The following is a 24,413-nucleotide window of genomic DNA, read 5'->3' on the forward strand; positions in this document are numbered from 1 at the left end:
CCGGTATGACGGAGGTCACCATCGGTCTCACTCGCCTACCGAAGGAGCCGGCCGATGTCGAGCATTCCCCGCGATCAGTGGTACGTCGCCGCGTACGGGCGCGAGATCGGCCGGGAGCCGTTCGGGCGCACCGTCTGCGGTGAGCCGATCCTGTTCTGGCGCACGCGCGCCGGGACCGTCACCGCCATGTCCGACCGCTGCGTGCACCGGCGCTTTCCGCTGTCCCAGGCGCCGAGCCGGGTGGTGGACGACCAGGTGGTGTGCGGCTACCACGGGTTCACCTACGGCGCCGACGGCAAGTGCGTCGCCGTCCCTGGCCAGACGCGGGTGCCCCGGACCGCGCGGCTGACCGCCTACCCGGCCGTGGAGCAGGACTCGTTCGTCTGGGTCTGGATCGGCGACCCGGCCAAGGCCGATGCCGCGACCATTCCGCGGGCGCCGTGGCTGGTCTCGCCCGAGTACACCACGGTGTCCGGGATGGAGCCGCTGAAGGCGCGGTTCGGGCTGCTGGTGGACAACCTGCTCGATCTCTCGCACGAGACGTACCTGCACGGCGGCTACATCGGCACCCCGGAGGTGGCCGCCACACCGATCACCACCGAGGTGGACGAGGAGGCCGGGATCGTCTACGTCAGCCGGCACATGGACGACGCCGAGTGCCCGCCGTTCTACGCCAAGTCCACCGGGCTGAGCGGGCGGATCATGCGCTGGCAGGACATCGAGTACACGCCGCCGTGCCTGTACAAGCTGCACTCGCGCATCGCGCCGCCCGGCGTCCTGCCCCGCGCCGACGGCAGCGACCCGGACGCCTTCCACGTCGAGGTCGTGTACGCGATCACGCCCGAGACCGAGCACACCACGCACGACTTCTGGGCCGTGGCCCGCGACTTCGCCCTCGACGACCAGGGCGTGTCGGACTTCCTGGCCGAGCAGAACCGTACGGTGGTGCTCCAGGACGTGGCCGCGCTCGACGTGCTGGAACAGGTGATCGCCACCGAACCCCCCGGCTACCAGGAACTGTCGATCAACATCGACACCGGCGGGCTGGCGGCGCGCCGGCTGCTGGCCCGCCAGGCCGGGCAGAGCACGGGCGGCCGGGTATGACCGGCATGGCACCCGACCGCATGCTCACCGGCCGCGAGGTGCTGAGGGTGGTGTGGCTGCCCGGCAGCGACCTGCTGGAAGGCAGCTGCCACTGCGGCGCCACGCACGTCGCCGAGGGCCCGATCGAGGTGTGGGAGTGGCTGCTCGCCCACCCGATCGGCCACACGGCCATTGAGGGGGCGGCACGATGACCGAGCGCAAGCTGGTCGTGCACGCGCGCCGGCAGGCGGCCGACGGCGTCATCGTCCTGGACCTGCGTGACCCCGCCGGCGCCGAACTGCCCGAGTGGACGCCCGGCGCGCACGTCGACCTCGTTCTCGGCGGCGATCTCGTCCGCCAGTACTCGTTGTGCGGCGACCCGGCCGACCGCACGACCTGGCGGATCGCTGTCCTGCGCGAGCCCGCCGGGCGGGGCGGCTCGGCGTACGTCCACGACGAACTCCATCCCGGTACGGCGGTGCTGGTCCGCGGACCGCGCAACCACTTCCCGCTCCACCCTGCGCCCCGCTACCTGTTCATCGCCGGCGGGATCGGGATCACCCCCATCCTTCCGATGATCGCCGCCGCCGGCGCCGAGTGGGAACTCGTCTACGGAGGCCGCACGGCCGCGTCGATGGCGTTCGCGGGCGAGCTGCGCGCCCGCTACGGCGACCGGGTGACCCTGCGGTCCCAGGCCGAGCACGGCCTGCTCGACCTCGACACCATCCTGGAACGCACCCCATCTGAAACCGTCGTCTACTGCTGCGGGCCGGCCCCGCTGCTGGCGGCCGTCGAGGGCCGCTGCGCGAACCGCCCCCTGCACGTCGAACGCTTCTCGCCCCAAGACCCCGGCGAGCCCGTACGAGCGGCGTCGTTCGAGGTCGAGCTGGCCGTCACCGGCCGCACGCTCACCGTCCCACCGGAGCGGTCGGTCCTGGAGGTCGTGGAGGAGGCGGGCGTACAGGTCCTATCCTCATGTCGTGAGGGGACGTGCGGCACCTGCGAGACCACCGTGCTCGCCGGCACGGTCGACCATCGCGACTCGCTGCTCACCCCCGAGGAGCGGGCGGCCCACGACACCATGTTCCTGTGCGTCTCCCGCGCCGCCTGCCCGAAACTCGTCCTCGAACTCTGACACCACCCGCGGGAGCCACCGATGCCGACGGCCGACCGGACCGGGCCCGTGGTGGCACGCGCGCTGCGGATCCTCGGCGCGTTCACGCCCGACCAGCGCGCACTGACGCTCAGCGAGCTGTCCCGGCACTCCAGGCTGCCGGTCTCCACCGTGCATCGGCTGGTCGCCGACCTGGTGGCCTGGGGGGCGCTGGAGCGGGACCAGGGCGGCTGCTACCACATCGGCCTGCGCCTGTGGGAGATCGGCTCGCTCGCCCCGCGCGGCCTCGGCCTGCGTGAGACCGCCCTGCCCTACCTGGAGGACCTGTCGCAGGTCACCCGGGAGAACGTGCAGCTGGCCGTACGGGAGGGCACCGAGGTGGTATTCGTCGAGCGGATCGCGGGCAGCAAGGCCGTCCCGGTGCTCACCCGGGTCGGCGGCCGGTTCGCGCTCACCGCGACCGGCGTCGGACTCGTCCTGCTCGCCCACGCCCCGGACGACGTGCGCGAACAGGTGCTGTCAGGGCCCATCAAAAGCTATACCGAACGCACCATGACGAGCCCGCACCAGTTGCGCGCCGCGCTCGCCGACACCCGCGCCCGCGGGTACGCCGTCAGCGACCGGCAGGTGACCATGGACGCCGTGTCGGTGGCGGCACCGATTTACGGCGCCGAGGGCGACGTCGTCGCGGCGGTGTCCCTGGTCGTCCACCACGGCAGCGTCTCGCCGCACGCGATCGCCCCGCTGGTGCGTACCAGCGCTCGCGCCATCTCCCGCGCGCTCATGACCGCACGTCCGTAACCGGCGGGCTCATCCCGGCTGCCGTTTTCGCCCGCATTGATGTTGGGCATATCTTTGACTGTGGTCAGTGAACTGCCCTACATTTGAGCAAACACCGTCCTTCCTTGGGGTGACATGGTGGATTTGTCAGGAAAAGTGGCTGTTGTTACCGGTGCCGGTCGCGGCCTGGGGCAGGCGTACGCACGGGCGCTGGCGCGAGCGGGCGCGGCGGTCGTCGTCAATGACGTGGACGCGGAGGCGGCCGGGGAGGTCGCCGCGGCCATCACCGCCGAGGGCGGCAGGGCCGTCGTGGCGGCGGGCGCCGTCGGGCAGACCCAGGTCGCCCAGCGGCTGGTGGACACCGCCGTCAAGGAGTTCGGCCGGCTGGACGTCATGGTCACCAACGCGGGCATCCTGCGTGACCGCGTGCTGTGGAAGATGTCCGACGAGGAGTTCGACGCGGTCGTCGAGGTGCACCTGCGCGGCACGTTCAGCTGCGCCCGCGCCGCGGCCGTGCGCATGCGCGAGCAGGGGCAGGGCGGTCGCCTGATCCTCATCTCCTCTCCGGCCGGCCAGCGCGGGAACTTCGGCCAGACCAACTACGCCGCCGCCAAGGCCGGGATCGTGGCGATGGCCCGTACCTGGGCGCTGGAGCTGGCCCGTTCGGAGATCACGGTCAACGCCGTCGTGCCGGTCGCGGCCACCGAGATGACCAAGACCATCCCCGCCTTCGCGCCCGTCCTGGAACGGGGGGAGCCGTACCCCGACTGGGTGCGCAAGGACGAGGGCCTCGGCACGGTCGAGGACGTGGCCGGGCTCGTCGTCTACCTCGCCTCGGACGCCTCCGCCGAGGTCACCGGGCAGGCCATCGGCGTCGGCGGCGACAAGCTGGCCCTCTGGTCGCACCCGGCCGAGAAGGCCGTGGCGTACGCGGACGGAGGGTGGAGCGCCGACGCCATCGCCGACTCCTGGCACACCACGGTGGGCGCCGAGCCGGAGACGTACGGCATCCCCGCACCCAAGGGGGCCTGAGATGGACCTCGACGAACTCGTCGCGATCGACGTCCACACCCACGCCGAGGTGTCCAAGGACGGGCACGGCTCGCTCAGCCCGGCGCTGTTCGGCGCCTCCGCCGACTACTTCGGCTCGCACGAGCGCCCGACGATCCCGCAGATGGCCGCGTACTACCGGGAGCGGAAGATGGCCGCGGTGGTGTTCACCGTGGACGCCGAGCACGCCACCGGCCATCCCCGCATCTCCAACGAGGAGATCGCCGAGAGCTGCGCCGAGCACCCCGACGTGCTGATCCCGTTCGCCAGCGTCGATCCGTGGAAGGGCAGGGCGGGCGCCCGCGAGGCCCGCCGCCTGGTCGCCGAGCACGGGGTGCGCGGCTTCAAGTTCCACCCCGGCATCCAGGCCTTCGCCCCGAACGACCCGATGGCCTACCCCCTGTACGAGGTGATCGAGGAGGCGGGCGCGGTCGCCCTGTTCCACACCGGCCAGACCGGCATCGGCGCGGGGGTCCCCGGCGGGGGCGGGATCCGGCTGAAGTACGCCAACCCGATGCTGGTCGACGACGTCGCCGTGGACTTCCCGCACTTGAAGATCATCTTGGCGCATCCGTCGTTCCCCTGGCAGGACGAGGCGCTCGCGGTCGCCACGCACAAGCCGTACGTGCACATCGACCTGTCCGGCTGGTCGCCGAAATACTTCCCGCCGCAGCTCGTTCGCTACGCCAACACGCTGCTCAAGGACAAGGTGCTCTTCGGCTCCGACTACCCGGTCATCACCCCGGACCGCTGGCTGGCCGACTTCGCCCAGCTCGACATCAAGCCCGAGGTCCGCCCCAAGATCCTCAAGGACAACGCCGCCCGCCTGCTCGGCCTCACTCCCAAGGAGCAGCCATGACCATCACCGCGCACGGCCTGGAGGAGCTGAAGGCGCTCGCGGGCCAGGACCTCGGCCACACCGTCTGGGTGGAGATCACCCAGGACCGGGTGAACGCCTTCGCCGCCGCCACGAACGACTACCAGTGGATCCACGTGGACCCGGAGCGGGCCAAGGACGGGCCGTTCGGGGGCCCGATCGCGCATGGGTACCTGACCCTGTCCCTGCTCATCCCGCTGTTCAACGAGCTGCTGGACATCGAGGGCGTGACGATGAGCATCAACTACGGCCTGAACAAGGTGCGCTTCCCCAGCCCCGTCAAGGTGGGCGCCAAGATCCGCCTGGCCGGGAAGGTCGCCGAGGTCGAGGAGGTCCCAGGGGGCGGCGTCCAGATGCTCATGGACTTCATCGTCGAGATCGACGGTTCGGGCAAGCCCGCCTGTGTAGCCCAGGCCGTCTACCGGCACTACGCCTGAGGAGCACCGATGCGGAACGCCGGAACAGGCGCCTGGCCCGCCAAGCGGGCCCAGATGACGCCGGACCGTACCGCCTTCGTGTTCGGCGATCGCTCGCTGACCTACGCCGAGGTCCATGAACGGGTGACCAGGCTCGCCGACCGGCTGCGGGCCGGCGGGGTGCGGGCGGGGGACCGGGTCGCCTACCTCGGCCCGAACCACACCGCGTTCGCCGAGACCATGTTCGCGACGCACGTGCTCGGCGCGATCTTCGTCCCGCTGAACTTCCGGCTCGCCCCGCCTGAGCTCGACTACATGCTGGGCCACTGCGGCGCGAAGATCCTCCTCTACGCGCCCCAGTGCGCCGGCACGGTCCGCGCGCTGCGTCAGACCGCGGCCCTGGACGAGATCGTCGCGCTGGACGGCGCGGCGCCGGGGGAGCGGGACTACGAGAGCTGGCTCGCGCAGGGCGACCCCACGCCCATCGACCTGCCGGTGGACCTGGCCGACATCGCGCTCGTCCTCTACACCTCGGGCACCACCGGCCGTCCCAAGGGCGCCATGCTCAGCCATGCCAACCTGGTGTGGAACACCTTCAACATCATCATCGGCGTGGACGTCGCCGCCGACGAGACGACGCTGATCAGCGCCCCGCTGTTCCACGTCGCGGCGCTGAACCAGACGCTGCTGCCCACCTTCGCCAAGGGCGGCCGGTCGGTCATCATGCCGTCGTGGGACGTGGACGGGTGTTACGACCTCATCGAGAAACACGGCGTCACCTGGATGTTCGGGGTCACCACGATGTTCGCCGCGCTGGCCCGCTCGCCCCGCTGGAGCGGCGCGGACCTGTCCTCGGTCCGTACGCTGATGGCCGGGGGAGCGGCGGTGCCGCCCGCGCTGATCCGGGCGTACCAGGAGCGGGGTCTGGTGTTCTGCCAGGGGTACGGGCTGACGGAGACCTCGCCCGGAGCGACCTTCCTGGAGGCCGATCAGAGCGCGCGCAGGGTCGGCTCGGCCGGCGTGCCCGTGTTGTTCGCCGACGTCCGGGTCGTGCGGCCCGACCTCACGGACACCCTGCCCGGCGAACCCGGCGAAGTCCTCATCAAGGGGCCGAACGTCACCCCCGGCTACTGGGACGATCCGGCGGCCACGGCCGCGGCCTTCGTCAAGGGCGGCTGGTTCCGCTCCGGCGACCTCGCCACCCGCGACGAGGACGGCCACCTGTACATCGTCGACCGGGTCAAGGACATGTACATCTCCGGTGGTGAGAACGTCTATCCCGCGGAGGTGGAGGCGGCTCTCTTCGAGCATCCGGCGGTGGCCGAGGCGGCGGTGATCGGCGTGCCGGACGCGACATGGGGCGAGAGCGGCCACGCGTTCGTGGTGGTGCGCCCCGGGCAGGCGGTCACGGGCGAAGACCTGCGCCGTTTCCTCCGTTCGCGGCTGGCCGCGTACAAGATCCCCGGCCAGGTCACCATGGTCGACGACCTGCCGAAGACCGGCTCAGGCAAGATCCTCAAGCCCAGGCTGCGCGAGCAGGTCCAGTCCGGCAGCCAGGAACATCACAGTGCGGCGCGCGATCGCGCCGGGAAAGCGAGCGGGCTATGACCGACTCCGGGCTCCAGGATGTCCCGGCCGTGCGCCGGCCGCACGTCGAGCCGGGCAAGCTGTTCATCGGCGGCCAGTGGTGCGAGGCGAACGCCAAGGGCCGCAGGGACGTCGTCGACCCGTCCACCGGGAAGGTCGTCACCACCGTCGCCGAGGCCGACGCCGCCGACGTGGACGCCGCCGTCACGGCCGGGCGCGGGGCGGCCGGCCCGTGGGCGCGGATGTCCGGCCGCGAGCGGGCCCGCGTGCTGCACCGCGTCGCCGACATCGTCAGGCGGCGGGCGGACGAGCTCGTCGCGGTCGAGAGCCTCGACGTCGGCAAGCCGGTGAGCCTGTGCCGCGCCGTCGACGTCGCCACGACCGCCGAGATCTACGAGTACTACTCGGGACTGGCGCAGACCATCCAAGGGGCGACCCGGCAGATTCCGATCCCCTCGCACGCCTACACGAGCCGTGAGCCGCTCGGCGTGGTGGGCGCGATCACGCCCTTCAACTTCCCGCTGATCCTCAGCAGCGCGAAGATCGCCCCGGCGCTCGCCGCCGGCAACGCCGTGGTGCACAAGCCCGCGGAGGACACGCCGCTCAGCGCGCTGCTCATGGCCGAGATCCTGGCCGAGGCCGGCGTGCCCGACGGCGTGCTGAACGTGGTCACCGGCGGCGGCGCGGAAGCCGGCGAGGCGCTGCTGCGCCACCCCGGGATCGACAAGATCGCCTTCACCGGTTCGACCGAGATCGGCCGGCACGCGGCCCGTACGGCGGGGGAGGCGCTCAAGCCCGTCACGATGGAGCTCGGCGGCAACGCCGCGCAGATCGTGTTCGAGGACGCCGACCTGGACAAGGCGATCGGCTCGGTGATCAAGGGCTTCGTGTTCAACACCGGCCAGTTCTGCATGGGCGGGCCGCGGCTGCTCGTCCACCGTTCCCTGTACGACACCGTCCTGGAGATCCTGGCGGGCGCCGTCGCCGGGGTGCCGGTCGGCGACCCCTTCGACCCGGCGACCGTCGTGGGCCCGATGGCCGCCGAGCGGCATCTCGCCAAGGTCGAACGCTATGTGGCGCTCGCCCGTGAACAGGGCGGCCGGATCGTCACCGGAGGCAAGCGTCTGGAGCTCGACGGCGGCTACTACTACCGGCCGACGATCATCGCCGGCCTGGACGACGGCTCCCGGGTCGTACAGGAGGAGATCTTCGGTCCCGTGCTGACCGTCCAGCCCTTCGGCACCGAGGACGAGGCCGTGGAGCTGGCCAACGGCACACCGTACGGGCTGGCGGCGGGCCTGCAGACCACGGACCTGGCCCGCGCCCACCGCGTGGCGGCCCGGCTGGAGGCGGGCATCGTCTGGGTGAACGACTGGGCGATGCTCGACCCGGCGATCCCCTTCGGCGGCGTCAAGCAGTCCGGGTACGGGCGGGAGTACGGGCCCGAGGCGCTGGAGTCGTACACCAAGGTCAAGTCCGTCGTCATCGCCCTGTGAAAGGTACGCCATGACCACCACCACAGCAGCGGCCGTCGTCGAATCGGCGGGCGCGGGCTTCCACCTGACCCAGATCGAGCTGGCCGATCCGCGCCCGGACGAGGTCCTGGTCCGGATGGTCGCCGCCGGAGTCTGCCACACCGATCTGGGCGTCGCCGCGGGCGCGCTGCCGTTCCCGCTGCCCGGCGTCCTGGGCCACGAGGGCGCGGGTGTCGTCGAGGAGGTCGGCTCGGCGGTGACGCGCGTCCGTCCCGGCGACCAGGTGCTGCTCTCCTTCACCTCGTGCGGCAGGTGCGCCGATTGCCGCGACGGGCACCCCGCCTACTGCGCGGCCTGGCTGCCGCTGAACCTGCTCGGCGGCGCCCGCGCGGACGGCTCGCCCACCGTGACCAGGGACGGCGCGGCACTCGGCGGGCACTTCTTCGGCCAGTCCTGCTTCGCCAGGCATGCCCTGGTGGACGAGCGCAGCCTGGTCAAGCTGCCCGCCGGCGCGCCGCTCGACCTGCTGGCGCCCCTCGGCTGCGGCGTGCAGACCGGCGCCGGGGCGGTGTGGAACATCCTGCGCCCCCGCCCCGGCGCCACCCTCGTCGTGACCGGCGCGGGCGCGGTCGGCCTGTCCGCGATCATGGCGGCCCGGCTCACCCCGGCCACCCGCGTCATCGCCGTGGACCGGGTCCCCGCCCGCCTGGAGCTGGCCGCCGAGCTCGGCGCCAGCCACACCGTCGACACCACCACGGCCGACCTCGCCGAGGCCATCGGCGAGATCACCGGCGGCCGGGGCGCCGACGGCGTGGTCGAGACGACGGGCAACGTGACGGTCGCGAGCGCCGCCGTCGGCGTCCTGGCCGCCCGGGGGACCGCGGTCCTGGTCGGCGCCCCGCCGTTCGGCTCCACCGTCCCCGTGGACGTCAACTTCATGCTCCCGGGCCGCCAAGTGGTGGGCCTGACGCTGGGTGACAGCGAGACCGAGTCGCTGATCCCGGTACTCGCGGAGCTGGTGTCCGACGGCCGGCTGCCGATCGACCGGCTGATCAAGCATTACAAGTTCGAGGAGATCCAGCGCGCGGCCGACGACATCGTCTCCGGCGCCGCCGTCAAGCCGGTCCTTCGCTTCTAGACGGCGAGACTGGGCGCTTTAGGCGGATCGGTAGGGGCTAGACGACAGATGTCGCTATTGTTAGGTTCGCGCGCCCCATAGCCACCTCTGGCGCCTCTGGTACCCCCGGTCGCCGGGGCGAGGCCCGAGTGGCGGGCGGACGGCCTGGGGGAAGGCGCGCTACGACGTTCTGTCCGGCGAATGGGGATCGTGGACGGGGTCGCTCGTCCCAGGCGTGGATCCACGAAGGACGGGATGATCATGGCCAAGCGGCGAGAGCGTCTGCGCTATTGGTTCGACAACACGATGTCGAGGGGCACCCCGGCTCTGATCGGCTGGCTCGCGCTGGTGACCGTCGTGATGGTCGCGAGCTTCGGCGTGCTCGTCTATGTGCTCGCCGGCGACGACCTGCCGCACAAGAGCTGGAGCGAGGCGCTCTGGGGCATGCTCATGCGGGCGATGGACGCCGGCACCGTGGCGGGCGACAACGAAGGCAGCACGCTCTTCACCATCCTGGGCTTCACGATCACGATCGGCGGCCTGCTGATCGTCAGCAGCCTCGTCGGTGTCCTCACCACCGGCCTGGACAACAAGCTGCAGGAGCTGCGCAAGGGCCGCTCCAAGATCGTGGAGTCCGGGCACACGGCGCTGATCGGTTGGTCGGACCAGATCTTCACGATCATCCCGGAGCTCGTGGAGGCCAACTCGAGCGAGTCGAAGTCCTGCGTGGCGCTCCTGGGGGACCGCGACAAGCTGGAGATGGAAGAGGAGCTGCGCTCGCGACTGGGCGACACCGGCAAGACCCGGGTCGTCGTCCGCTCCGGCAGCCCCACCGAGCCGACCGACCTCGACCTCTTGAGCCTCGACACGGCGCGGGCGATCATCGTGCTGTCCCCGGCCGGTGAGGATCCCGACGCGCACGTCGTCAAGACGCTGCTGGCGCTCACGAACCGCAACTGGCGCCGGCGGCGTCCGCCGATCATCGCCTCCGTCGTCGACACCACCAACCTGGTGGCCGCCGAGCTCGCCGGGGGCGGCCACGCGCAGGTGGTCGACACCGACGACATCGCCTCCCGGCTCATAGTGCAGTCCTGCCGGCAGTCGGGACTGTCGGTGGTCTGCACGGACCTGCTGGACTTCGGCGGCGACGAGATCTACCTGCGGCCCGAGCCGAAACTGACCGGCTTCCCGTACGGGGAGGCGCTGTTCGCCTACGACACCGCCTCGCTCATCGGCATCCGGCACCCCGACGGATCGGTGGTGCTGAACCCGCCGATGAACACCGAGATCATGCAGGGCGACGAGATGATCGTGGTCGCCGAGGACGACTCCACCATCCGGCTCGTCCGCAGCTTCCCGCCGATCGTCGAGGGCGCGATCGCCCGTCCGGTCCGCCAGCCGACGCCGCCGGAGCGGACGCTGCTGCTGGGCTGGAACAGCCGCGCCCCCAAGATCGTGCAGGAGCTGAACCAGTACGTGTCACCCGGGTCGTCCCTGCACGTGGCGGCCGCCGCCGTTGAGGAGAGCGACAGCCTGGAACGGCTGAAGATGGGCCTGCAGAACCTGGCGGTGAACGTCAAGGAGGCTGACACCACCGACAGGATCACCCTGGAAGCGCTGGACGTGGGCACGTTCGAGCACATCATCGTGCTGGCCGACAGCAACCTCGAACCGCAGCACGCCGACTCGCGCACGCTGGTGACGCTGCTGCACCTGCGCGACATGGCCGCCAAGTCCGGGCAGCGGTTCGCGATCGTCAGCGAGATGAACGACGACCGCAACCGCCGGCTGGCCCAGGTCACCAAGGCCGACGACTTCGTCGTCAGCGACAAGCTGATCAGCCTGCTGATGACCCAGCTGTCGGAGAACCCGCACCTCGGGCAGGTGTTCCGCTACCTGTTCGACTCCGACGGGTCGGAGATCTACCTCAAGCCGGCGACGGACTACATCCAGCCGGGGGTGCCGGTCAGCTTCGCCACCGTGATCTACTCCGCGCGGATGCGCGGCGAGACCGCGATCGGCTACCGCGTGCTGGCCGAGGCCAGTTCCCCGCCTGCCTACGGTGTCGTGCTGAATCCCGGTAAATCCGACTCTGTCACGTTCGGCCCGCGTGACCTGGTAATCGTCCTCGCCGAGGACTGAAATCATCGGATGAGTTAACCGCTGCGGGAGCGGTATGCCTTGACTCTGGAGTTTGTCTCGTGTATTCGTCGGATGTCTGAAGAGAGCAGTCTTGTTGGCGTCACCCCCCTTCAGCCCGACGAGAGAGCGATCGCCATGCCGCGCCGCCGCACCTCCGCCAGAGTCTTATCCGCCTGCGCCGCCCTCCTCCTCGCCCTGACCGCCTTCATCGCCGGCGCTCCGGCCGCCGGCGCGGAGATCGAACACCCGCGGCAGCAGTGGCTGCGCGAGTCCACCGCGGGGCTGTTCCTGCACTGGGGCATGTTCACCGCCCCCCGGCACCTCGACTGCGCCGCCTGGGAGCGGGACGTCACCGGAGGTGGCTGGAGCCCCGACTACTGGGTGGACGAGGCCCGCAAACTGGGCGCCTCCTACATCGTGCTGGCGACCTTCCACAGCAGGCTCGGCTACGCCCGGCCGTGGCCGTCGAAGATCCCCGGTAGTTGCGCCACCCAGCGCGACCTGCTCGGCGAGCTGGTGAAGGCGGGCCAGGCCAAGGGCGTACGGGTCATCCTGTACATGACCGACGACCCGCAGTGGCACAACGAGCAGGGTGTCGAGACGCTCGACTCGGCCGCCTACTCCGCCTACAAGGGCAAGCAGGTCGACCTGACCACCAGGAACGGCTTCGGTCAGTTCAGCTATGACCTGTTCTTCGAGGTGATGGAGAACTATCCGGACCTGGCCGGGTTCTGGATCGACAACGACAACGAGTACTGGGAACAGAACCAGCTCTACGAGCAGATCCGGCAGAAGCGCCCGTCCTGGTTGCTGAGCAACAACAACGAGGACACGCCGATCATGGACACGGTCAGCAACGAGCAGAAGACCGGCATGACTCCGGCCTACGACTACCCGCAGGCGGCGTGGACCCCGATGCCGCGCCTGGTCGAGGCCGACTACAAGCTGCCCACCACCGGCGACTGGTGGTACGACGGCGGCAGCCACCCGGTCGACTTCCGGCTCAGCACCGGCCGGTACGTCACCAACGCCGGCTCGTCGATGAAGTCGCTGATGGCCGAGACCCCGATGGTCAACGGGAAGTTCCCGCCGCAGCAGGAGGAGTTCAACTCCTTCATGTCCACCTGGGTCCCGCCGATCAAGGAGTCGCTGCAGGGGACCGAGGGCGGCGGCTACATGTACGGCGGCATGCAGCCCGGCTTCTGGAACGACGGCGCGCACGGCGTCGTCACCGTCGAACCCGGCGCGAAGATCCAGTACGTCCACGTGGTGACCAGGCCCAGGACCGACCTGGTGCGGCTGCGCGACAACGGCTACCGCGTGTCGGCGGTCACCGATCTGCGGACGGGTCAGCGGATGAGGTTCGCCCAGTCCGGCGGCTACCTGACGATCCTCGGCATCACCCAGTGGGACACCTACGACACGGTGTTCAAGGTCGAGACCCAGGGCCAGGAGCACTTCTACCCTCAGGCCGGGCTCAAGGCGACCGCCTCATCCGCCCGCGCGGACCACCCGGCGAGCGCCCTGGTCGACGGGAGCTTCCAGAACTACTGGGACGCCGGCGCCAAACTGCCCGTCTCGCTCACGCTCGACCTCGGCAGGCAGCGCAGGGCCGCCTACCTTGCGGTCAACCAGCGCGAGTGGTCGCCGTCGTACGCCCGCGAGACGTTCGGCCGGCCTGAGGACTCGGCCCGGATCAAGGACTACCGGGTGTACGCGAGTGACGATGGCAAGCACTGGGGCAAGCCAGTACGTACCGGGGCGATGCGCAGCGCACGTGGCGTCCAGTTCGTCGACCTCGGCGACACCAGCGCCCGCTACCTCAAACTGGAGGTGCTGAACACCTGGGCCGGCCCGCAGGCGCCGCGCTTCTACCAGGAGCTGCAGATCGACGAGATCAAGGTGGCGTCGGACTACCCGGTGGGCTTCGGGGCGGCGGTGCCGCTGGAGGCGGAGCGGCAGGCCAGGAGCGGCTCGGCCCGGCCGGACCTGTGCCGGGCGTGCTCCGGGCTGGCCCGGGTGACGGGGCTCGGCGGCGGCCCGCGCAACGCGGTCACCTACCGCGAGGTCACGGTGGCGGCGGCCGGGACGTACCGGCTCGAACTCGATCACACCACGGCCGCGGCCACATCACTGTCGGTGAGCGTCAACGGCGCCGCGGCGGTGGCGGTGCCGGTGAGCGGCGACAACGCCGACGTGCCCGCCGCCACGGCGCTGGCGGTGCCGCTGAACGCGGGCGCCAACACGATCACGCTGTTCAGCACGGCCCGGCAGGGCCCCGGGCTCGACCGGATCGCCGTCGCGCCGCTGCCGCCGGCCTCGGAGGTGCCGAAGACGACGATGACCGTGGACCCGTCCGGCCTGCAGTGGGTCGCCACCGGGCAGCAGTCCATGAAGGTGTCGGCGAAGCTGCGGCTCGACGTCGACGACGCGCTCGACCAGGTCAACCTGGCCCCGGTCGCGCCGGCCGGCTGGACGGTGACGGGCGGCCCGGCGACGGCGGCCACGCTGCGGCTCGGGCAGACGCTGGAGGGCTCCTGGACCCTCACCTCGCCGCCCGGCCAGGACGTCACCTCGGCGGACATCCCCATCACCGCGTCGTTCCAGGTGCTGAGCCGTCCCAACCAGGTCACCAGGCCGTTGCGGGTACGGCTGCGCCCGGCCGACCGGGTGTTCATGCGCGAGGCCGAGGACTCGCGCAACGGGCTCGGCAGCGCGGGCATCACCAGCTGCTCGCTCTGCTCGGGCGGGCAGAAGGTACGCAACCTGGGCGGGGCGGCGGACGCGTACGTGCTGTTCGAGAACGTCACCGTCGACGCCGCCCGCCAGTACACGCTGTTCATCGACTTCACGGTCAACGGCGACCGCTCGTTCTTCGTCACCGTCAACGACGCCGCGCCGGTCGAGGTGAAGGTGAGCGGCGTCGGCAACAGCACCCCGTACACGACGTCCGTGCCCGTCACCCTGCGGGCCGGCGCCAACACCATCAAGATCCACAACGACACGGCGGCCGCGCCCGACCTGGACCGGCTGTCACTCGGCTGAGGCCGGCCTCCCGCCGCCGGACTTCTCGGCGGCGGGGGCCGGCTGCCAGGGCCAGCGGCCCTCCAGCTCGACCTGGAGCGAGACACTGAGGAACGTACGGACCGCCACGATGATGGCCAGCACCCCGAGGCTCTGGAAGGTGGGGGAGACCGCCACGGTCTTGATGATGTCGGCCCCGACCAGGAACTCCAGCCCCAGCAGGATCGACCGGCCCACCCCGCGCCGGTAAGCCTGGTACAGACCGGCCATCCGCCGGGTGCGCGCCAGGTTGAGGATGAACGTGGCGGTGGCGATGACCAGGCCGCCCGCGATCACGGCCACGCCCACGATGTCCAGCACCGTGCCGATGGTCTCGATGACCTCATTCACCTGCACGGTGTCCCTCCCCGGCCTGCCGACCCGTCCGGATCATGGTCGCACACGTCACCGGACCCGCCCTCGAGGGCCCAGTTCGTCATGCGAGTAGTAAGGCCAGCGCGAGTGTGAGCAGCAAAGAGTCCAGCCGGTCCAGCAGGCCGCCCGCCCCTGCCAGCCACCCCGCCGAGTCCTTGGCCCCGGCCCCGCGCTTGACCATCGACTCCAGCAGATCGCCCAGCGGCGCACCCAGCGCCACGGCCAGCGCGAGCGGGACGGTGAACGCGCCCAGCAGCGCCAGCGCGCCCAGCCCGACGACGGCGCCGGCCAGCGCGCCGCTCCAGCGCTTGGCCGGAGACAGCGGCGACAGAGCCGGCCCGCCCAGCAGCCGCCCGGCGAACGAGGCCGCGATGTCACCCACCGACACCGCGACGAACACCGCCAGCACGACCGGCCCAAGCAGCACCACCCCCACCAGCGGCAGCAACCAGACCACCCCGAACACCCCCAGCGACGCCCTCCTGAGCCCGCCCGCCGTGTCGCCGCCGAGCAGCGGGACGAGCGTGACGGCCAGGACGGCGGCGATCAGCGCCCGCGGCAGGTACGGCAGCGCCAGCCAGGCCACCACCGGCAACGCGGCCACGACCGCCACAAGCACCGCCCGGTCAGGCACGGCAAGCCCCACCAGCCCGCCGTACTCGAGCGCACACACGACCCCGGCCACCACGGCCAGCGCCGCCGCCCCGCCCGGCCCGGCGTACAGCCCGGCGACCACCACGGGCACGGCCACCGCCCAGACGCACCAACGCAGGATGTACTCACGCCTGCGCGACAACGCGACGGCGACCCCACCGACAACGAGCGCACCCGCGATGTACGGAATCGCCGCGCCAGGGGCGACGAGGCTCGCGGCGTGCGGGACAGTCGCGTCAGGCGTGATCATGCCGACAGCGTGCGGGACAGTCGCGTCAGGTGTGATCACGCGGCGGTCCGTAGGTGGTCCAGTGCGGCGGAGACGGTGGCGGCTATGTGGTCGTTGGCGTCGGGGTCGCGTACCGAGATCCGTACCGTTCTGCCCTCGAAGGCGGCTGACAACGGCGACAGGTCGCGCAGGAACACCCCGTCCCGCCGGCACGCCGCCACCAGCCCGGCCGCGCTCGGCCCGGACCGGGGCAGCGTCAGCAGGACGAAGTTGGCGGCCGACTCGTGGACGTGCAGGTCGTCGCCGATCGCGGCGAGCCGTTTGGCGAGGCCGGAGCGCAGGGCGCGGGTCCGGGCCCAAAGCTCGGCGTAGTAACCGGGGTCGCGCAGGGCGTGCACGGCGGCGATCTGGGCGGGCAGGCCGAGCCCCCAAGGCGGGGTCCAGCGGCGCAGCTCGGCGGCGAGCGCCGCCGGTCCGGTGAGATAGGCGGCCCGCAGGCCCGACAAGGCGTACATCTTGGACAGTGACTTGCACACCACGGCGTTGCCGGACGCCGCGGCGAACGTCTCCAGCGATTGCCCGGCACCCGCGTACTCGACGTAGGCCTCGTCGATCCAGAACCGCGTCCCGCCCGGCGCGTCCGCGATCACCTGGCGCAGGTCCGCGGCGTCGGTGTGGACGCCGGTCGGGTTGTTGGGGTTGACGATGACCACCAGGTCGTAGCGTTCGCGCAGCGCGTCCCGCAGGCGGCCGGGGTCCGGCCGCCAGTCGTCCGCCCGGCGCAGCGGGAAGCGGTCGGCGCGGCAGCCGATCACCTGCTCGACGACATGGGCGTACTCGCCGTAGACCGGGTCGGGCAGCAGCACCCTGGAGGAGGGGCCCAGCCAGCCGCGGAACGCGCGGAAGATCAGGTCCGACGAGCCCGCCCCGGCCGCCACGGCGTCCGGGGGCAGGCCGCGGCGTTCGGCGATCTCCTCGACGAGCCCTTCGGGGTAGGCCGGGGGAGAGGTACGGGCGAGCCAGCCCAGATCGTCGCCCAGCAGCTCGACCACGGCGGGAGCGGGCGGATACCACGCGTCGAGCACATCGGCGGGCACGACGTCGCCACGCGCCGGCAGCGTGTCGAACCGGCGGCCCAGCGCCCCGATCGAGGCGCCGCCGTGCTGGCAGGCGGGCGGGCCGGGCAGGAACGGCATCTCCAGACTCCAGCGCACCCTCGGCTCCAGGCCGCGCAGCAAGGGGCCGTGGTCCCGCAGCGCCCGTTCGGCCAGGTCGCTCACCTGCCCGGACAGCACCTCGAAGGTGACGGCCCCCGCGCCCACCCGCGTCCCGGTGCCGGTCAGCCCGGCGGCCAGGTACATGCCGAGGATCTCGGTCCGTCCCAGCGCCACGACGGTGCGGCCACCGTGCGCGGCCACCCAGCGCAGCGCCGCGTGCATGAGCAGCGGCGCCGCCGCCGAACCCCGCCAGCTCTGGTCCACGGTCAGAATGCGGATCTCGAACAGGCTGTCCTGGCCCAGGACCGGGTGCCCGTCGCGGCTGAGGTACTTGTCGATCGAATAGTGACCCGCCCAGGGCGGTGTCACGCTGATGAACCCCACGGGCCGGTCGCCGTGGGCCGCGACGAGGTAGACGTTGTCGTCGTCGAGCGCGTCGGTCAGCCGTTCGGCCGGGTTGGGCGGGTGCTGGCCGAGTTCGTGCGCGTAGACCTCGTGCCGCAGCCGGTAGATCCACTCTCTGTCGGACGCGGACCCGGGGCGGATCTCCAGCATGACCATGTCTATCGGACGTACCCCGCGACCGGCCGGTTTCCCCTCCCGCCCCGCGAAGATCGAAGCCCCCGCTTGACCGCCGCGGGGGCTTCTCATGCTGGTCGGCGCCGTCGTGGCTCCAGGTGGTGTCCGGCTAGTGGGCGGCGAGCAGGCGGCTGCGGCTGTTGCCCAGGTGGACGCGGGCCGCCGCCCGTGCGCCGTCGCTGTCCTGGCGCTCGATGGCCGCGTAGATGTTCTCGTGCTCGACCACGATCTGCTCGAAGTGCCCCTGTCCGGCGGGCGACAGCCGATCGCGCGGCACGATGATCATGGACGGGCCGAACGAGGTGATCAGGTCGGCGAAGTAGCGGTTGCCGGTCGCCAGGGCGACGCGCAGGTGGAACTGGTAGTCGGCGTTCACCGCCGCGCTGGGGTTGTCGGCGCTCGCGGCGAACCGGTCGAGCGCCGCCCGCAGCTCCTCCAGGCGGGGCCCGCCGCGCCGGCGGGCGGCCAGCGCGGCGGCCTCGACCTCGAAGGCCGTGCGGAAGTCGAGCAGGTCGACCACGTCGTCGAGGGTCAGCTCGTCGCTCTGGCCGAACTCGAACCTTGTCGTGCTCGGCCGGGCCAGGACGAAGGTGCCACGGCCGTGCTGGGTCTCGACGAGCCCGGCCGCCTGCAGCCGCGAGATGGCCTCGCGGACGACCGTCCTGCTCACGCCGTACGTCTCCACCAGGCTGCTCTCGGTGGGCAGCTTGTCGCCGGGGTGGATGACGCCTTCCTGGATGCGAGCCGTCAGGTCGTCGACGAGGGTCTGGGTCAGGCTCGCCATCGGGGGGTCAGTCCTTCCTGGTGCCGAACTCGCACTGGTCCGCGGTCCACTTGGCGGCCTGCTCGCTCGGAGTGCACCCGATGCCGGGACGGCCGGGCACGATCATCCTGCCATCGCGGATCTCCAGGCGCTCGTCGAACAGCGGCTCCAGCCACTCGAAGTGCTCCACCCACGGCTCCAGGCCATAGGCCGCGGCCAGGTGCAGGTGGATCTCCATCGCGAAGTGCGGGGCCAGCTGCAGGCGGTTGTGCTCGGCCAGCGCCGCCAGGCGCAGGAACGGCGTGATGCCGCCGATGCGCGGTGCGTCGGGCTGGATGACGTCGGCGGCGCCGGCGCGGATGAGCTCGGCGTGCTCGGCGACACTGGTGAGCATCTCGCCGGTCGCGATCGGCGTGTCGAGCGAGGCCGCGAGCGCCGCGTGGCCGGCGCTGTCGTAGGCGTCCAGCGGTTCCTCGATCCAGACCAGCCCGAGCTCCTCCAGGGCCCGGCCCATGCGCTGTCCGGCCGGCCGGTCCCACTGCTGGTTGGCGTCCACCATGAGGGGCACGCCGTCGCCCAGGTGCTCGCGGACCGCGCGGACCCTGGCCAGGTCGACGCGGGAGTCGGGGTGGCCGACCTTGAGCTTGATGCCGCCGATGCCGCGTTCGAGCGAGGCGCTCGCGTTCTCCAGGACCTGCTCGATCGGGGTGTGCAGGAAGCCGCCGGAGGTGTTGTAGCAGCGTACGGAGTCGCGATGGGCGCCGAGCAGCTTGGCCAGGGGGAGCCCGGCGCGCTTGGCCTTGAGGTCCCACAGCGCGACGTCGAGGGCGGCGATCGCCTGCGTGGCCAGCCCGCTCCGCCCGACCGACGCGCCGGCCCAGACCAGCTTCTCCCACAGGCGGGCGATGTCGCTGGGGTCCTCGCCGAGCAGCTCCGGGGCGATCTCCCTGGCGTGCGCGTACTGGCCGGGGCCGCCGGCCCGCTTGGAGTAGCCGAAGCCGAAGCCCTGGTGGCCGCTCTCGGCGCCGATCTCCGCGAACAGGAAGGCGATCTCGGTCATGGGCCGCTGCCGCCCCGTGAGCACCTTGGCGTCACTGATCGGGGTGGCGAGCGGCAGGTAGACCGAGGAGAGCCGGACCCAGGCGATGCGATCGGAGGAAGTCATGGCAGTCATAGTACAACTCGCCATGTCGTCATACAACTGCTAGAACTCGCCCAGGTCCATGGGGGCCATGCGCTCGATGGCGAGGCGGGTGCGCTCCATCGCCTCGGTGATCTCCTTCGCGCGCTCCTCGGTGAGGTTGGCGATGGGCACCGAGCAGCTGATGGCGTCGGTCGGCGGGCTGGTGTAGCGCAGCGCGAAGCCGAAGCACATCACGCCGACGTAGTTCTCCTCGTCGTCGATCGCGTAGCCGCGCTTGCGGGTCAGCTCCAGATCCCGTTCGAGGGACTCGCGGTCCACCAGCGTCTTGGGCGTCAGGGGAGTGAACTGCTCGGGGATCGGCACCTCCAGGCCGGTGCCGAGCCGCTCGGCCAGCAGCGACTTGCCCATGGCGGTGCTGAAGGCGGGCAGCCTGCGCCCGACGCGGCTGAAGGGGCGCAGGTACTGGCTCGACTCCTTGGTGGCCAGGTAGACGATGTCGCCCCGGTCCAGTCGGCCGAAGTGGATGGTCTCGTCGAGGAGCACGCTGAGATCGTTGATGTGCGGCTGCACGATGCGCAGATAGGGGTCGGTGTCGAGGTAGGTGGTGCCCGCCAGCAGGGCGCGGATGCCGATGCTGTAGAGCGTGCCGCTCGCGTCGGTACGCACCCAGCCGCGTTCGACCAGCGTCCGGATCAGCGCGTAGATGCTGCTCCTGGGCGCGCCGAGCGCGTCGCTGAGCTCGCGCAGCCGGGCCGGCCGGTTCTGTCGTGAGGCCAGGAGTTCCAGGAGTTCGACGGTACGGGCGGCGGACTTCACGCCCCGCACGCCGCCCGGCGCCGTACCCTCGGCCTCGTCTAGGGGGAGTGTCATCGCACCTCATCTGTCATGGGAACGGCCGGTTGACACATTACCAATTTGCGAGCAAGACTGCTCGCCACGTAACAGGCATCTACATATGGAGACAGGATGACCGCTACGTATACAGTTGATGATGTACGCGCCAGGCTCCGACGGGGCATGGAGACCGCCGTGTTGTCGTTCCCGCTCACGCCGTTCGACACCGGCGGCGCCGTGGACCTCGACTCCTTCCGCGTCTATATCCGCGAGCAGATCGCGGCCGGACCGGGCGCGATCTTCCCGTGCTGCGGGACGGGCGAGTTCTTCTCCCTGGCCGAGGACGAGTACGAGAGCCTCGTCACGGCCGCGGTCGAGGAGGCGGCCGGGGCGGTGCCGGTGGTCGTGGGAGCCGGCTACGGCTGGGCCCAGGCCGCGCGCTTCGCCGCCATCGCCGAACGGGCCGGGGCCGACGCGTTGCTGCTGATGCCGCCCTACCTCGTGGAGGCGCCCCAGGAGGGCCTGGTCGAGCACGTACGCCGGGTCGCGGCCAGTACGTCGCTGCCCGTCATCGTCTACCAGCGCGCCCAGGTGAAGGTGGCGGTGCGCAGCATCGCCGCGCTGGCCGAGATACCGAACGTGATCGGTTTCAAGGACGGCCACTCCGACCTCGACCAGTTGCAGCGGCTCAAGCTGGCCGCGCCGCCGCACTGGCTGTTCTTCAACGGCGCCGCGACGGCCGAGATGCAGGCCCGCGCCTACCGGAGCATCGGCGTGCCCGCCTACTCCTCCGCCGTCCACGCCTTCGCCCCCGAGATCGCGAAGTCCTTCTTCCACGCCTTCCACGCCGACGACCACGCGCGGGTCGACCTGCTGCTGAGCCGCTTCTACATCCCGCTGGTCGAGCTGCGCGACAAGGGGATCGGCTACAGCGTCTCGCTGGTCAAGGCCGGGGCGCGGCTGCGCGGCTTCCCCGTGGGCCCCGTACGCGCCCCGCTCGCCGACCCCTCCCCGGAGCACCTCGAAGAGCTCCGTGCCCTGCTGGACACCGGTCTCGCCCTCGTCCGGTAAGGAAGGAATCCCCCTATGTCGCAACCCATCCCCCGGATCGTCAGGGCGACCGTCACGCCGATCCTGATCAGCGACCCGCCGCTGCTCAACGTCCTCGGCGTGCACCAGCCGTACACGCCGCGCACCATCGTCGAGCTCGAGACCGACACCGGCGCCACCGGGGTCGGCGAGACCTACGGCGACACCGAATACCTCGAGGTGGCGCGGAACCTCGCCAAGGCCGTCATCGGCAAGCCGCTCACCGCGCTGAACGGGCTGCACGACCTGGCCTACGACTCGGCGGGGCTCACGCCCGGCACGGTCAACGAGTTCGACCCGGCCGGACTGCGCGGCGCACGGACGAACGAGAAGATCGTCCGTAGCGTGGTCTCGGCGTTCGAGGTGGCCAGCCTGGACACTCTCGGCAAGGCGCTCGGCCTGCCCGTGCACGCGCTGCTCGGGGGCAAGGTCCGCGACCGGGTCGACTACAGCGGCTACCTGTTCTACCGCTGGGCCGAGCACCCCGTGGAGGACGCCCCGCGCGACGACTGGGGCGCCGCCCTCGACCCCGAAGGCGTCGTACGGCAGGCGCGGCGGTTCACCGACACCTACGGATTCCGCTCCTTCAAGCTCAAGGGCGGCGTGTTCCCGCCCGAGCAGGAGATCGCGGCCATCAAGGCGCTGGCCGAAGCCTTCCCCGACCACCCGCTGCGCCTGGACCCGAACGGCGGCTGGTCGGTCGAGTCGAGCGTGCGCGTCGCCGAGGAGCTCGACGGAAAGCTGGAATACCTGGAGGACCCGACCACGGGCATCGACGGCATGGCCGAGGTGCGCGCCAGGACCGGCGCGCTGCTGGCCACCAACATGTGCGTCACCACTTTCGGCGAGATCCCCGAAGCGTTCGCCAAGGACGCCGTCCAGGTGGTGCTGTCCGACCACCACTACTGGGGCGGCCTGCACGCCACGCGCGAGCTCGCGGCGCTCTGCCGCACCCACGGGGTCGCGCTCTCGATGCACTCCAACACCCACCTCGGCATCAGCCTCGCCGCGATGACCCACGTCGCCAGCGTCATTCCGGACCTGGAGTACGCCTGCGACAGCCACCGGCCCTGGCAGACCGAGGACGTCATCACCGAACCGCACCGCTTCACCGGCGGCGCCGTCGAGGTGTCCGACGCCCCGGGACTCGGGGTCGAACTCGACCGCGACGCCCTGGCCACCCTGCACGAACGCTGGATCGAGCTCGACGGCTTCCGCGATCGGGACGATGTGGCCGCCATGCGACAGGCCGACCCCACGTGGGTCCAGCCCCCGCTACCACGCTGGTGAAAGAGAGAACCCCATGAGAATGCCATCCACGATCGGCCTGCGCATCGGCGGCGCCCTGCTGGCGGTCGTCGCGCTGACCGCCTGCTCGGTCAAGGGCGGCGGTGCCGGCGACGGCGCCGCGTACCCCAGCAAGGCCGTGGAGTTCACCGTCCCCACGGAGCCGGGCGGCAGCACCGACCTGGTCACCCGCGCCCTGGCCAAGAGCATCGAGAAGCCGCTCGGCAAGCCGGCCGTGGTGGTCAACAAGCCGGGCGCCAACGGCAAGATCGCCGGCAAGGACGTCTTCAGCAGCAAGCCGGACGGCTACCGGGTGGCCGTGATGCCGCAGTCGCTGTTCGCCATCGGGCCGCTGATGGTCCAGGACCCCGACGCCATCAAGCTGGAGGACATGACCTTCGTCAAGGGACTGGCCGTCGAGGACTACGCCCTGGTCGTGCCGGCCTCCTCGCCGTACAAGACGGTCAAGGACATCGTCGCGGCCGACAACATCAAGTACGGCACCACGGGCGCGGGGACGGGTAGCCAGCTGTCCCAGGCCCTGCTGTTCGGGGTGGCGAAGGTGAAGGCGACGCCGGTGCCGTTCGACGGCGGCGCCCCCACGATCACCGCGGTCCTGGGCGGCAAGGTCGACGCGGCGTCCGTCCAGATCGCCGAGGCCGCCAAGCACGTCCAGTCGGGCAAGCTCCGGGCGCTGGCCGTGTTCGGCAGCAAGCGCGTCGAGGCGCTGCCCGACGTGCCGACCGCCACCGAGTCCGGCTATGACGTCGTGGTGGACCAGCGCAGGTTCGTGGCCGCGCCCGCCGGGCTCCCGGCCGACGTGCGCGACAAGCTGGCCGGCGCCATCGACAAGGCCATCGCCACGCCCGAGTACGGCGAACTGCTGAAGTCCAACTACATCGGCCGCTGGGAAGTCGGCGGCGACGAGGTCAAGACGCAGCTCACCAAGGCCCAGGGCGAGTTCGCCGCACTGACGAAGAAGCTCGGGATCGACCTCACGGGCGAGCAATGACCAGCCTCACGCCAGAGGAGGACCTGCCGCGGGAGGACGGGCCGGAGGAAGAGGACCTGCCCGTCCCGCCGAGCCCGCGGTACGCGCGCCGGCAGAACATCATCGCGGCGATCATCCCGCTCGTCATCGGCGTGATCGCCGGGATCATGTCGTGGAACCTCGGCGTCGGCTCGCTGTCCAACCCGGGCCCGGGCCTGTGGCCGCTGGCCGTCTGCGTCGCCATGGTCGTGACCGCGGCGGTGCTCGTGCTGCGCTCCGGGCCGACCGGCGAGGAGGAGAGGTTCACCCGGGAGACGCTGATCGTCGTCGTGGCGGCCGTCTCCCTCCTGGGCTACGCGTTCCTGTTCGAGCGGATCGGCTTCGAGATCCCCACCGTGGCGCTGCTGGTGCTGTGGCTGAAGGGGCTCGGGCGGGAGGGCTGGCGGATGACGGCGATCATCTCGCTCGGCTCGACCGCCGCCCTCTACCTGCTGTTCGTCACCGGGCTCGGTGTGTCACTGCCGCACATCCTGCCCTTCTGAACGAG

General features: G+C 71.1%; 22 protein-coding genes. 16 read left to right on the forward strand and 6 right to left on the reverse strand.

The window, feature by feature from the left end:
• Nucleotides 1–54 precede the first annotated feature (54 nt).
• The 12 genes from KME78_RS58440 to KME78_RS58495 all read left to right on the forward strand — a co-directional run bounded on the left by KME78_RS58440 (nucleotide 55) and on the right by KME78_RS58495 (nucleotide 14,686).
• Nucleotides 55–1,104, forward strand: coding sequence for a Rieske 2Fe-2S domain-containing protein (locus KME78_RS58440; RefSeq protein WP_219538821.1), 1,050 nt, complete (start codon nucleotides 55–57; stop codon nucleotides 1,102–1,104).
• The gene (locus KME78_RS58445; protein ID WP_219538823.1) at nucleotides 1,101–1,295 is read left to right on the forward strand and encodes a hypothetical protein; all 195 of its coding nucleotides are present in this window, start codon (nucleotides 1,101–1,103) and stop codon (nucleotides 1,293–1,295) included. The genes KME78_RS58440 and KME78_RS58445 overlap by 4 nt, the downstream gene beginning before the upstream one ends.
• On the forward strand, nucleotides 1,292–2,218 hold the full coding sequence (locus KME78_RS58450) for a PDR/VanB family oxidoreductase (protein ID WP_219538824.1): 927 nt from the start codon (nucleotides 1,292–1,294) through the stop codon (nucleotides 2,216–2,218). Before KME78_RS58445 ends, KME78_RS58450 begins: the two co-directional genes overlap by 4 nt.
• 21 nt (nucleotides 2,219–2,239) lie before the next feature.
• A complete protein-coding gene (locus KME78_RS58455) occupies nucleotides 2,240–2,998 on the forward strand; it encodes an IclR family transcriptional regulator (RefSeq protein WP_219538825.1) in 759 nt (252 codons plus the stop codon).
• A 135-nt stretch (nucleotides 2,999–3,133) separates the two neighbouring features.
• Nucleotides 3,134–4,009, forward strand: coding sequence for an SDR family oxidoreductase (locus KME78_RS58460; protein ID WP_308127557.1), 876 nt, complete (start codon nucleotides 3,134–3,136; stop codon nucleotides 4,007–4,009).
• Nucleotide 4,010: 1 nt separating this feature from the next.
• On the forward strand, nucleotides 4,011–4,886 hold the full coding sequence (locus KME78_RS58465) for an amidohydrolase family protein (protein ID WP_219538827.1): 876 nt from the start codon (nucleotides 4,011–4,013) through the stop codon (nucleotides 4,884–4,886).
• Nucleotides 4,883–5,341 (forward strand): MaoC family dehydratase, encoded by a 459-nt coding sequence (locus KME78_RS58470; protein WP_219538829.1) that lies wholly within the window; start codon nucleotides 4,883–4,885, stop codon nucleotides 5,339–5,341. The genes KME78_RS58465 and KME78_RS58470 overlap by 4 nt, the downstream gene beginning before the upstream one ends.
• Nucleotides 5,342–5,350: 9 nt before the next feature.
• Entirely contained in the window at nucleotides 5,351–6,928 is a 1,578-nt protein-coding gene (locus tag KME78_RS58475; RefSeq protein WP_219538831.1) for an acyl-CoA synthetase, read from the forward strand.
• Nucleotides 6,925–8,403: an aldehyde dehydrogenase family protein gene (locus KME78_RS58480; protein WP_219538833.1), complete on the forward strand. Its 1,479-nt coding sequence runs from the start codon at nucleotides 6,925–6,927 to the stop codon at nucleotides 8,401–8,403. The genes KME78_RS58475 and KME78_RS58480 overlap by 4 nt, the downstream gene beginning before the upstream one ends.
• A gap of 10 nt (nucleotides 8,404–8,413) precedes the next feature.
• On the forward strand, nucleotides 8,414–9,520 hold the full coding sequence (locus KME78_RS58485) for an NAD(P)-dependent alcohol dehydrogenase (protein ID WP_219538835.1): 1,107 nt from the start codon (nucleotides 8,414–8,416) through the stop codon (nucleotides 9,518–9,520).
• A 240-nt stretch (nucleotides 9,521–9,760) separates the two neighbouring features.
• On the forward strand, nucleotides 9,761–11,641 hold the full coding sequence (locus tag KME78_RS58490; RefSeq protein ID WP_308127558.1) for a CASTOR/POLLUX-related putative ion channel: 1,881 nt from the start codon (nucleotides 9,761–9,763) through the stop codon (nucleotides 11,639–11,641).
• 72 nt (nucleotides 11,642–11,713) lie between these two features.
• Nucleotides 11,714–14,686, forward strand: a complete 2,973-nt coding sequence (locus KME78_RS58495) for a CBM35 domain-containing protein (RefSeq protein WP_219538839.1) — start codon at nucleotides 11,714–11,716, stop codon at nucleotides 14,684–14,686.
• Here KME78_RS58495 and KME78_RS58500 read toward each other — a convergent pair.
• From KME78_RS58500 to KME78_RS58525, 6 genes are all read right to left on the reverse strand, one after another.
• Nucleotides 14,675–15,061, reverse strand: a complete 387-nt coding sequence (locus KME78_RS58500; RefSeq protein WP_219538841.1) for a DUF1622 domain-containing protein — start codon at nucleotides 15,059–15,061, stop codon at nucleotides 14,675–14,677. The two genes, KME78_RS58495 and KME78_RS58500, sit on opposite strands and share 12 nt — an antisense overlap.
• 79 nt (nucleotides 15,062–15,140) lie before the next feature.
• Entirely contained in the window at nucleotides 15,141–15,983 is an 843-nt protein-coding gene (locus KME78_RS58505) for a phosphatidate cytidylyltransferase (protein ID WP_219538843.1), read from the reverse strand.
• A 35-nt stretch (nucleotides 15,984–16,018) separates the two neighbouring features.
• Entirely contained in the window at nucleotides 16,019–17,734 is a 1,716-nt protein-coding gene (locus KME78_RS58510; protein ID WP_219538845.1) for a pyridoxal phosphate-dependent aminotransferase, read from the reverse strand.
• A 133-nt stretch (nucleotides 17,735–17,867) separates the two neighbouring features.
• The gene (locus KME78_RS58515; RefSeq protein WP_219538847.1) at nucleotides 17,868–18,542 is read right to left on the reverse strand and encodes a FadR/GntR family transcriptional regulator; all 675 of its coding nucleotides are present in this window, start codon (nucleotides 18,540–18,542) and stop codon (nucleotides 17,868–17,870) included.
• A gap of 7 nt (nucleotides 18,543–18,549) precedes the next feature.
• Nucleotides 18,550–19,686, reverse strand: coding sequence for an L-talarate/galactarate dehydratase (locus tag KME78_RS58520; protein ID WP_281429191.1), 1,137 nt, complete (start codon nucleotides 19,684–19,686; stop codon nucleotides 18,550–18,552).
• A gap of 39 nt (nucleotides 19,687–19,725) precedes the next feature.
• Entirely contained in the window at nucleotides 19,726–20,535 is an 810-nt protein-coding gene (locus tag KME78_RS58525) for an IclR family transcriptional regulator (RefSeq protein ID WP_219538852.1), read from the reverse strand.
• Nucleotides 20,536–20,631: 96 nt separating this feature from the next.
• On the opposite strand from KME78_RS58525, the gene KME78_RS58530 reads away from it, so the two are divergent.
• From KME78_RS58530 to KME78_RS58545, 4 genes are read left to right on the forward strand one after another with little or no spacing between them, the layout of a single operon-like run.
• On the forward strand, nucleotides 20,632–21,570 hold the full coding sequence (locus tag KME78_RS58530; RefSeq protein WP_219538854.1) for a 5-dehydro-4-deoxyglucarate dehydratase: 939 nt from the start codon (nucleotides 20,632–20,634) through the stop codon (nucleotides 21,568–21,570).
• 15 nt (nucleotides 21,571–21,585) lie between these two features.
• Nucleotides 21,586–22,878, forward strand: a complete 1,293-nt coding sequence (locus KME78_RS58535) for a glucarate dehydratase family protein (protein ID WP_219538856.1) — start codon at nucleotides 21,586–21,588, stop codon at nucleotides 22,876–22,878.
• Nucleotides 22,879–22,891: 13 nt separating this feature from the next.
• Nucleotides 22,892–23,887: a Bug family tripartite tricarboxylate transporter substrate binding protein gene (locus tag KME78_RS58540; RefSeq protein ID WP_219538858.1), complete on the forward strand. Its 996-nt coding sequence runs from the start codon at nucleotides 22,892–22,894 to the stop codon at nucleotides 23,885–23,887.
• Nucleotides 23,884–24,408 (forward strand): tripartite tricarboxylate transporter TctB family protein, encoded by a 525-nt coding sequence (locus tag KME78_RS58545; protein ID WP_219538860.1) that lies wholly within the window; start codon nucleotides 23,884–23,886, stop codon nucleotides 24,406–24,408. The genes KME78_RS58540 and KME78_RS58545 overlap by 4 nt, the downstream gene beginning before the upstream one ends.
• Nucleotides 24,409–24,413: the final 5 nt, after the last annotated feature.

It is taken from the genome of Nonomuraea guangzhouensis, from assembly GCF_019396345.1.
GTDB classification, from domain to species: Bacteria; Actinomycetota; Actinomycetes; order Streptosporangiales; family Streptosporangiaceae; genus Nonomuraea; species Nonomuraea guangzhouensis.

Bases quoted from the DNA above. Each gene is read 5' to 3' on its own strand.
- KME78_RS58440 (WP_219538821.1), top strand. From the start codon at position 55: ATGTCGAGCATTCCCCGCGATCAGTGGTACGTCGCCGCGTACGGGCGC.
- KME78_RS58445 (WP_219538823.1), top strand. From the start codon at position 1,101: ATGACCGGCATGGCACCCGACCGCATGCTCACCGGCCGCGAGGTGCTG.
- KME78_RS58450 (WP_219538824.1), top strand. From the start codon at position 1,292: ATGACCGAGCGCAAGCTGGTCGTGCACGCGCGCCGGCAGGCGGCCGAC.
- KME78_RS58455 (WP_219538825.1), top strand. From the start codon at position 2,240: ATGCCGACGGCCGACCGGACCGGGCCCGTGGTGGCACGCGCGCTGCGG.
- KME78_RS58465 (WP_219538827.1), top strand. From the start codon at position 4,011: ATGGACCTCGACGAACTCGTCGCGATCGACGTCCACACCCACGCCGAG.
- KME78_RS58470 (WP_219538829.1), top strand. From the start codon at position 4,883: ATGACCATCACCGCGCACGGCCTGGAGGAGCTGAAGGCGCTCGCGGGC.
- KME78_RS58475 (WP_219538831.1), top strand. From the start codon at position 5,351: ATGCGGAACGCCGGAACAGGCGCCTGGCCCGCCAAGCGGGCCCAGATG.
- KME78_RS58480 (WP_219538833.1), top strand. From the start codon at position 6,925: ATGACCGACTCCGGGCTCCAGGATGTCCCGGCCGTGCGCCGGCCGCAC.
- KME78_RS58485 (WP_219538835.1), top strand. From the start codon at position 8,414: ATGACCACCACCACAGCAGCGGCCGTCGTCGAATCGGCGGGCGCGGGC.
- KME78_RS58490 (WP_308127558.1), top strand. From the start codon at position 9,761: ATGGCCAAGCGGCGAGAGCGTCTGCGCTATTGGTTCGACAACACGATG.
- KME78_RS58495 (WP_219538839.1), top strand. From the start codon at position 11,714: ATGTCTGAAGAGAGCAGTCTTGTTGGCGTCACCCCCCTTCAGCCCGAC.
- KME78_RS58505 (WP_219538843.1), bottom strand. From the start codon at position 15,983: ATGATCACGCCTGACGCGACTGTCCCGCACGCCGCGAGCCTCGTCGCC.
- KME78_RS58510 (WP_219538845.1), bottom strand. From the start codon at position 17,734: ATGCTGGAGATCCGCCCCGGGTCCGCGTCCGACAGAGAGTGGATCTAC.
- KME78_RS58515 (WP_219538847.1), bottom strand. From the start codon at position 18,542: ATGGCGAGCCTGACCCAGACCCTCGTCGACGACCTGACGGCTCGCATC.
- KME78_RS58520 (WP_281429191.1), bottom strand. From the start codon at position 19,686: ATGACTTCCTCCGATCGCATCGCCTGGGTCCGGCTCTCCTCGGTCTAC.
- KME78_RS58525 (WP_219538852.1), bottom strand. From the start codon at position 20,535: ATGACACTCCCCCTAGACGAGGCCGAGGGTACGGCGCCGGGCGGCGTG.
- KME78_RS58530 (WP_219538854.1), top strand. From the start codon at position 20,632: ATGACCGCTACGTATACAGTTGATGATGTACGCGCCAGGCTCCGACGG.
- KME78_RS58535 (WP_219538856.1), top strand. From the start codon at position 21,586: ATGTCGCAACCCATCCCCCGGATCGTCAGGGCGACCGTCACGCCGATC.
- KME78_RS58540 (WP_219538858.1), top strand. From the start codon at position 22,892: ATGAGAATGCCATCCACGATCGGCCTGCGCATCGGCGGCGCCCTGCTG.
- KME78_RS58545 (WP_219538860.1), top strand. From the start codon at position 23,884: ATGACCAGCCTCACGCCAGAGGAGGACCTGCCGCGGGAGGACGGGCCG.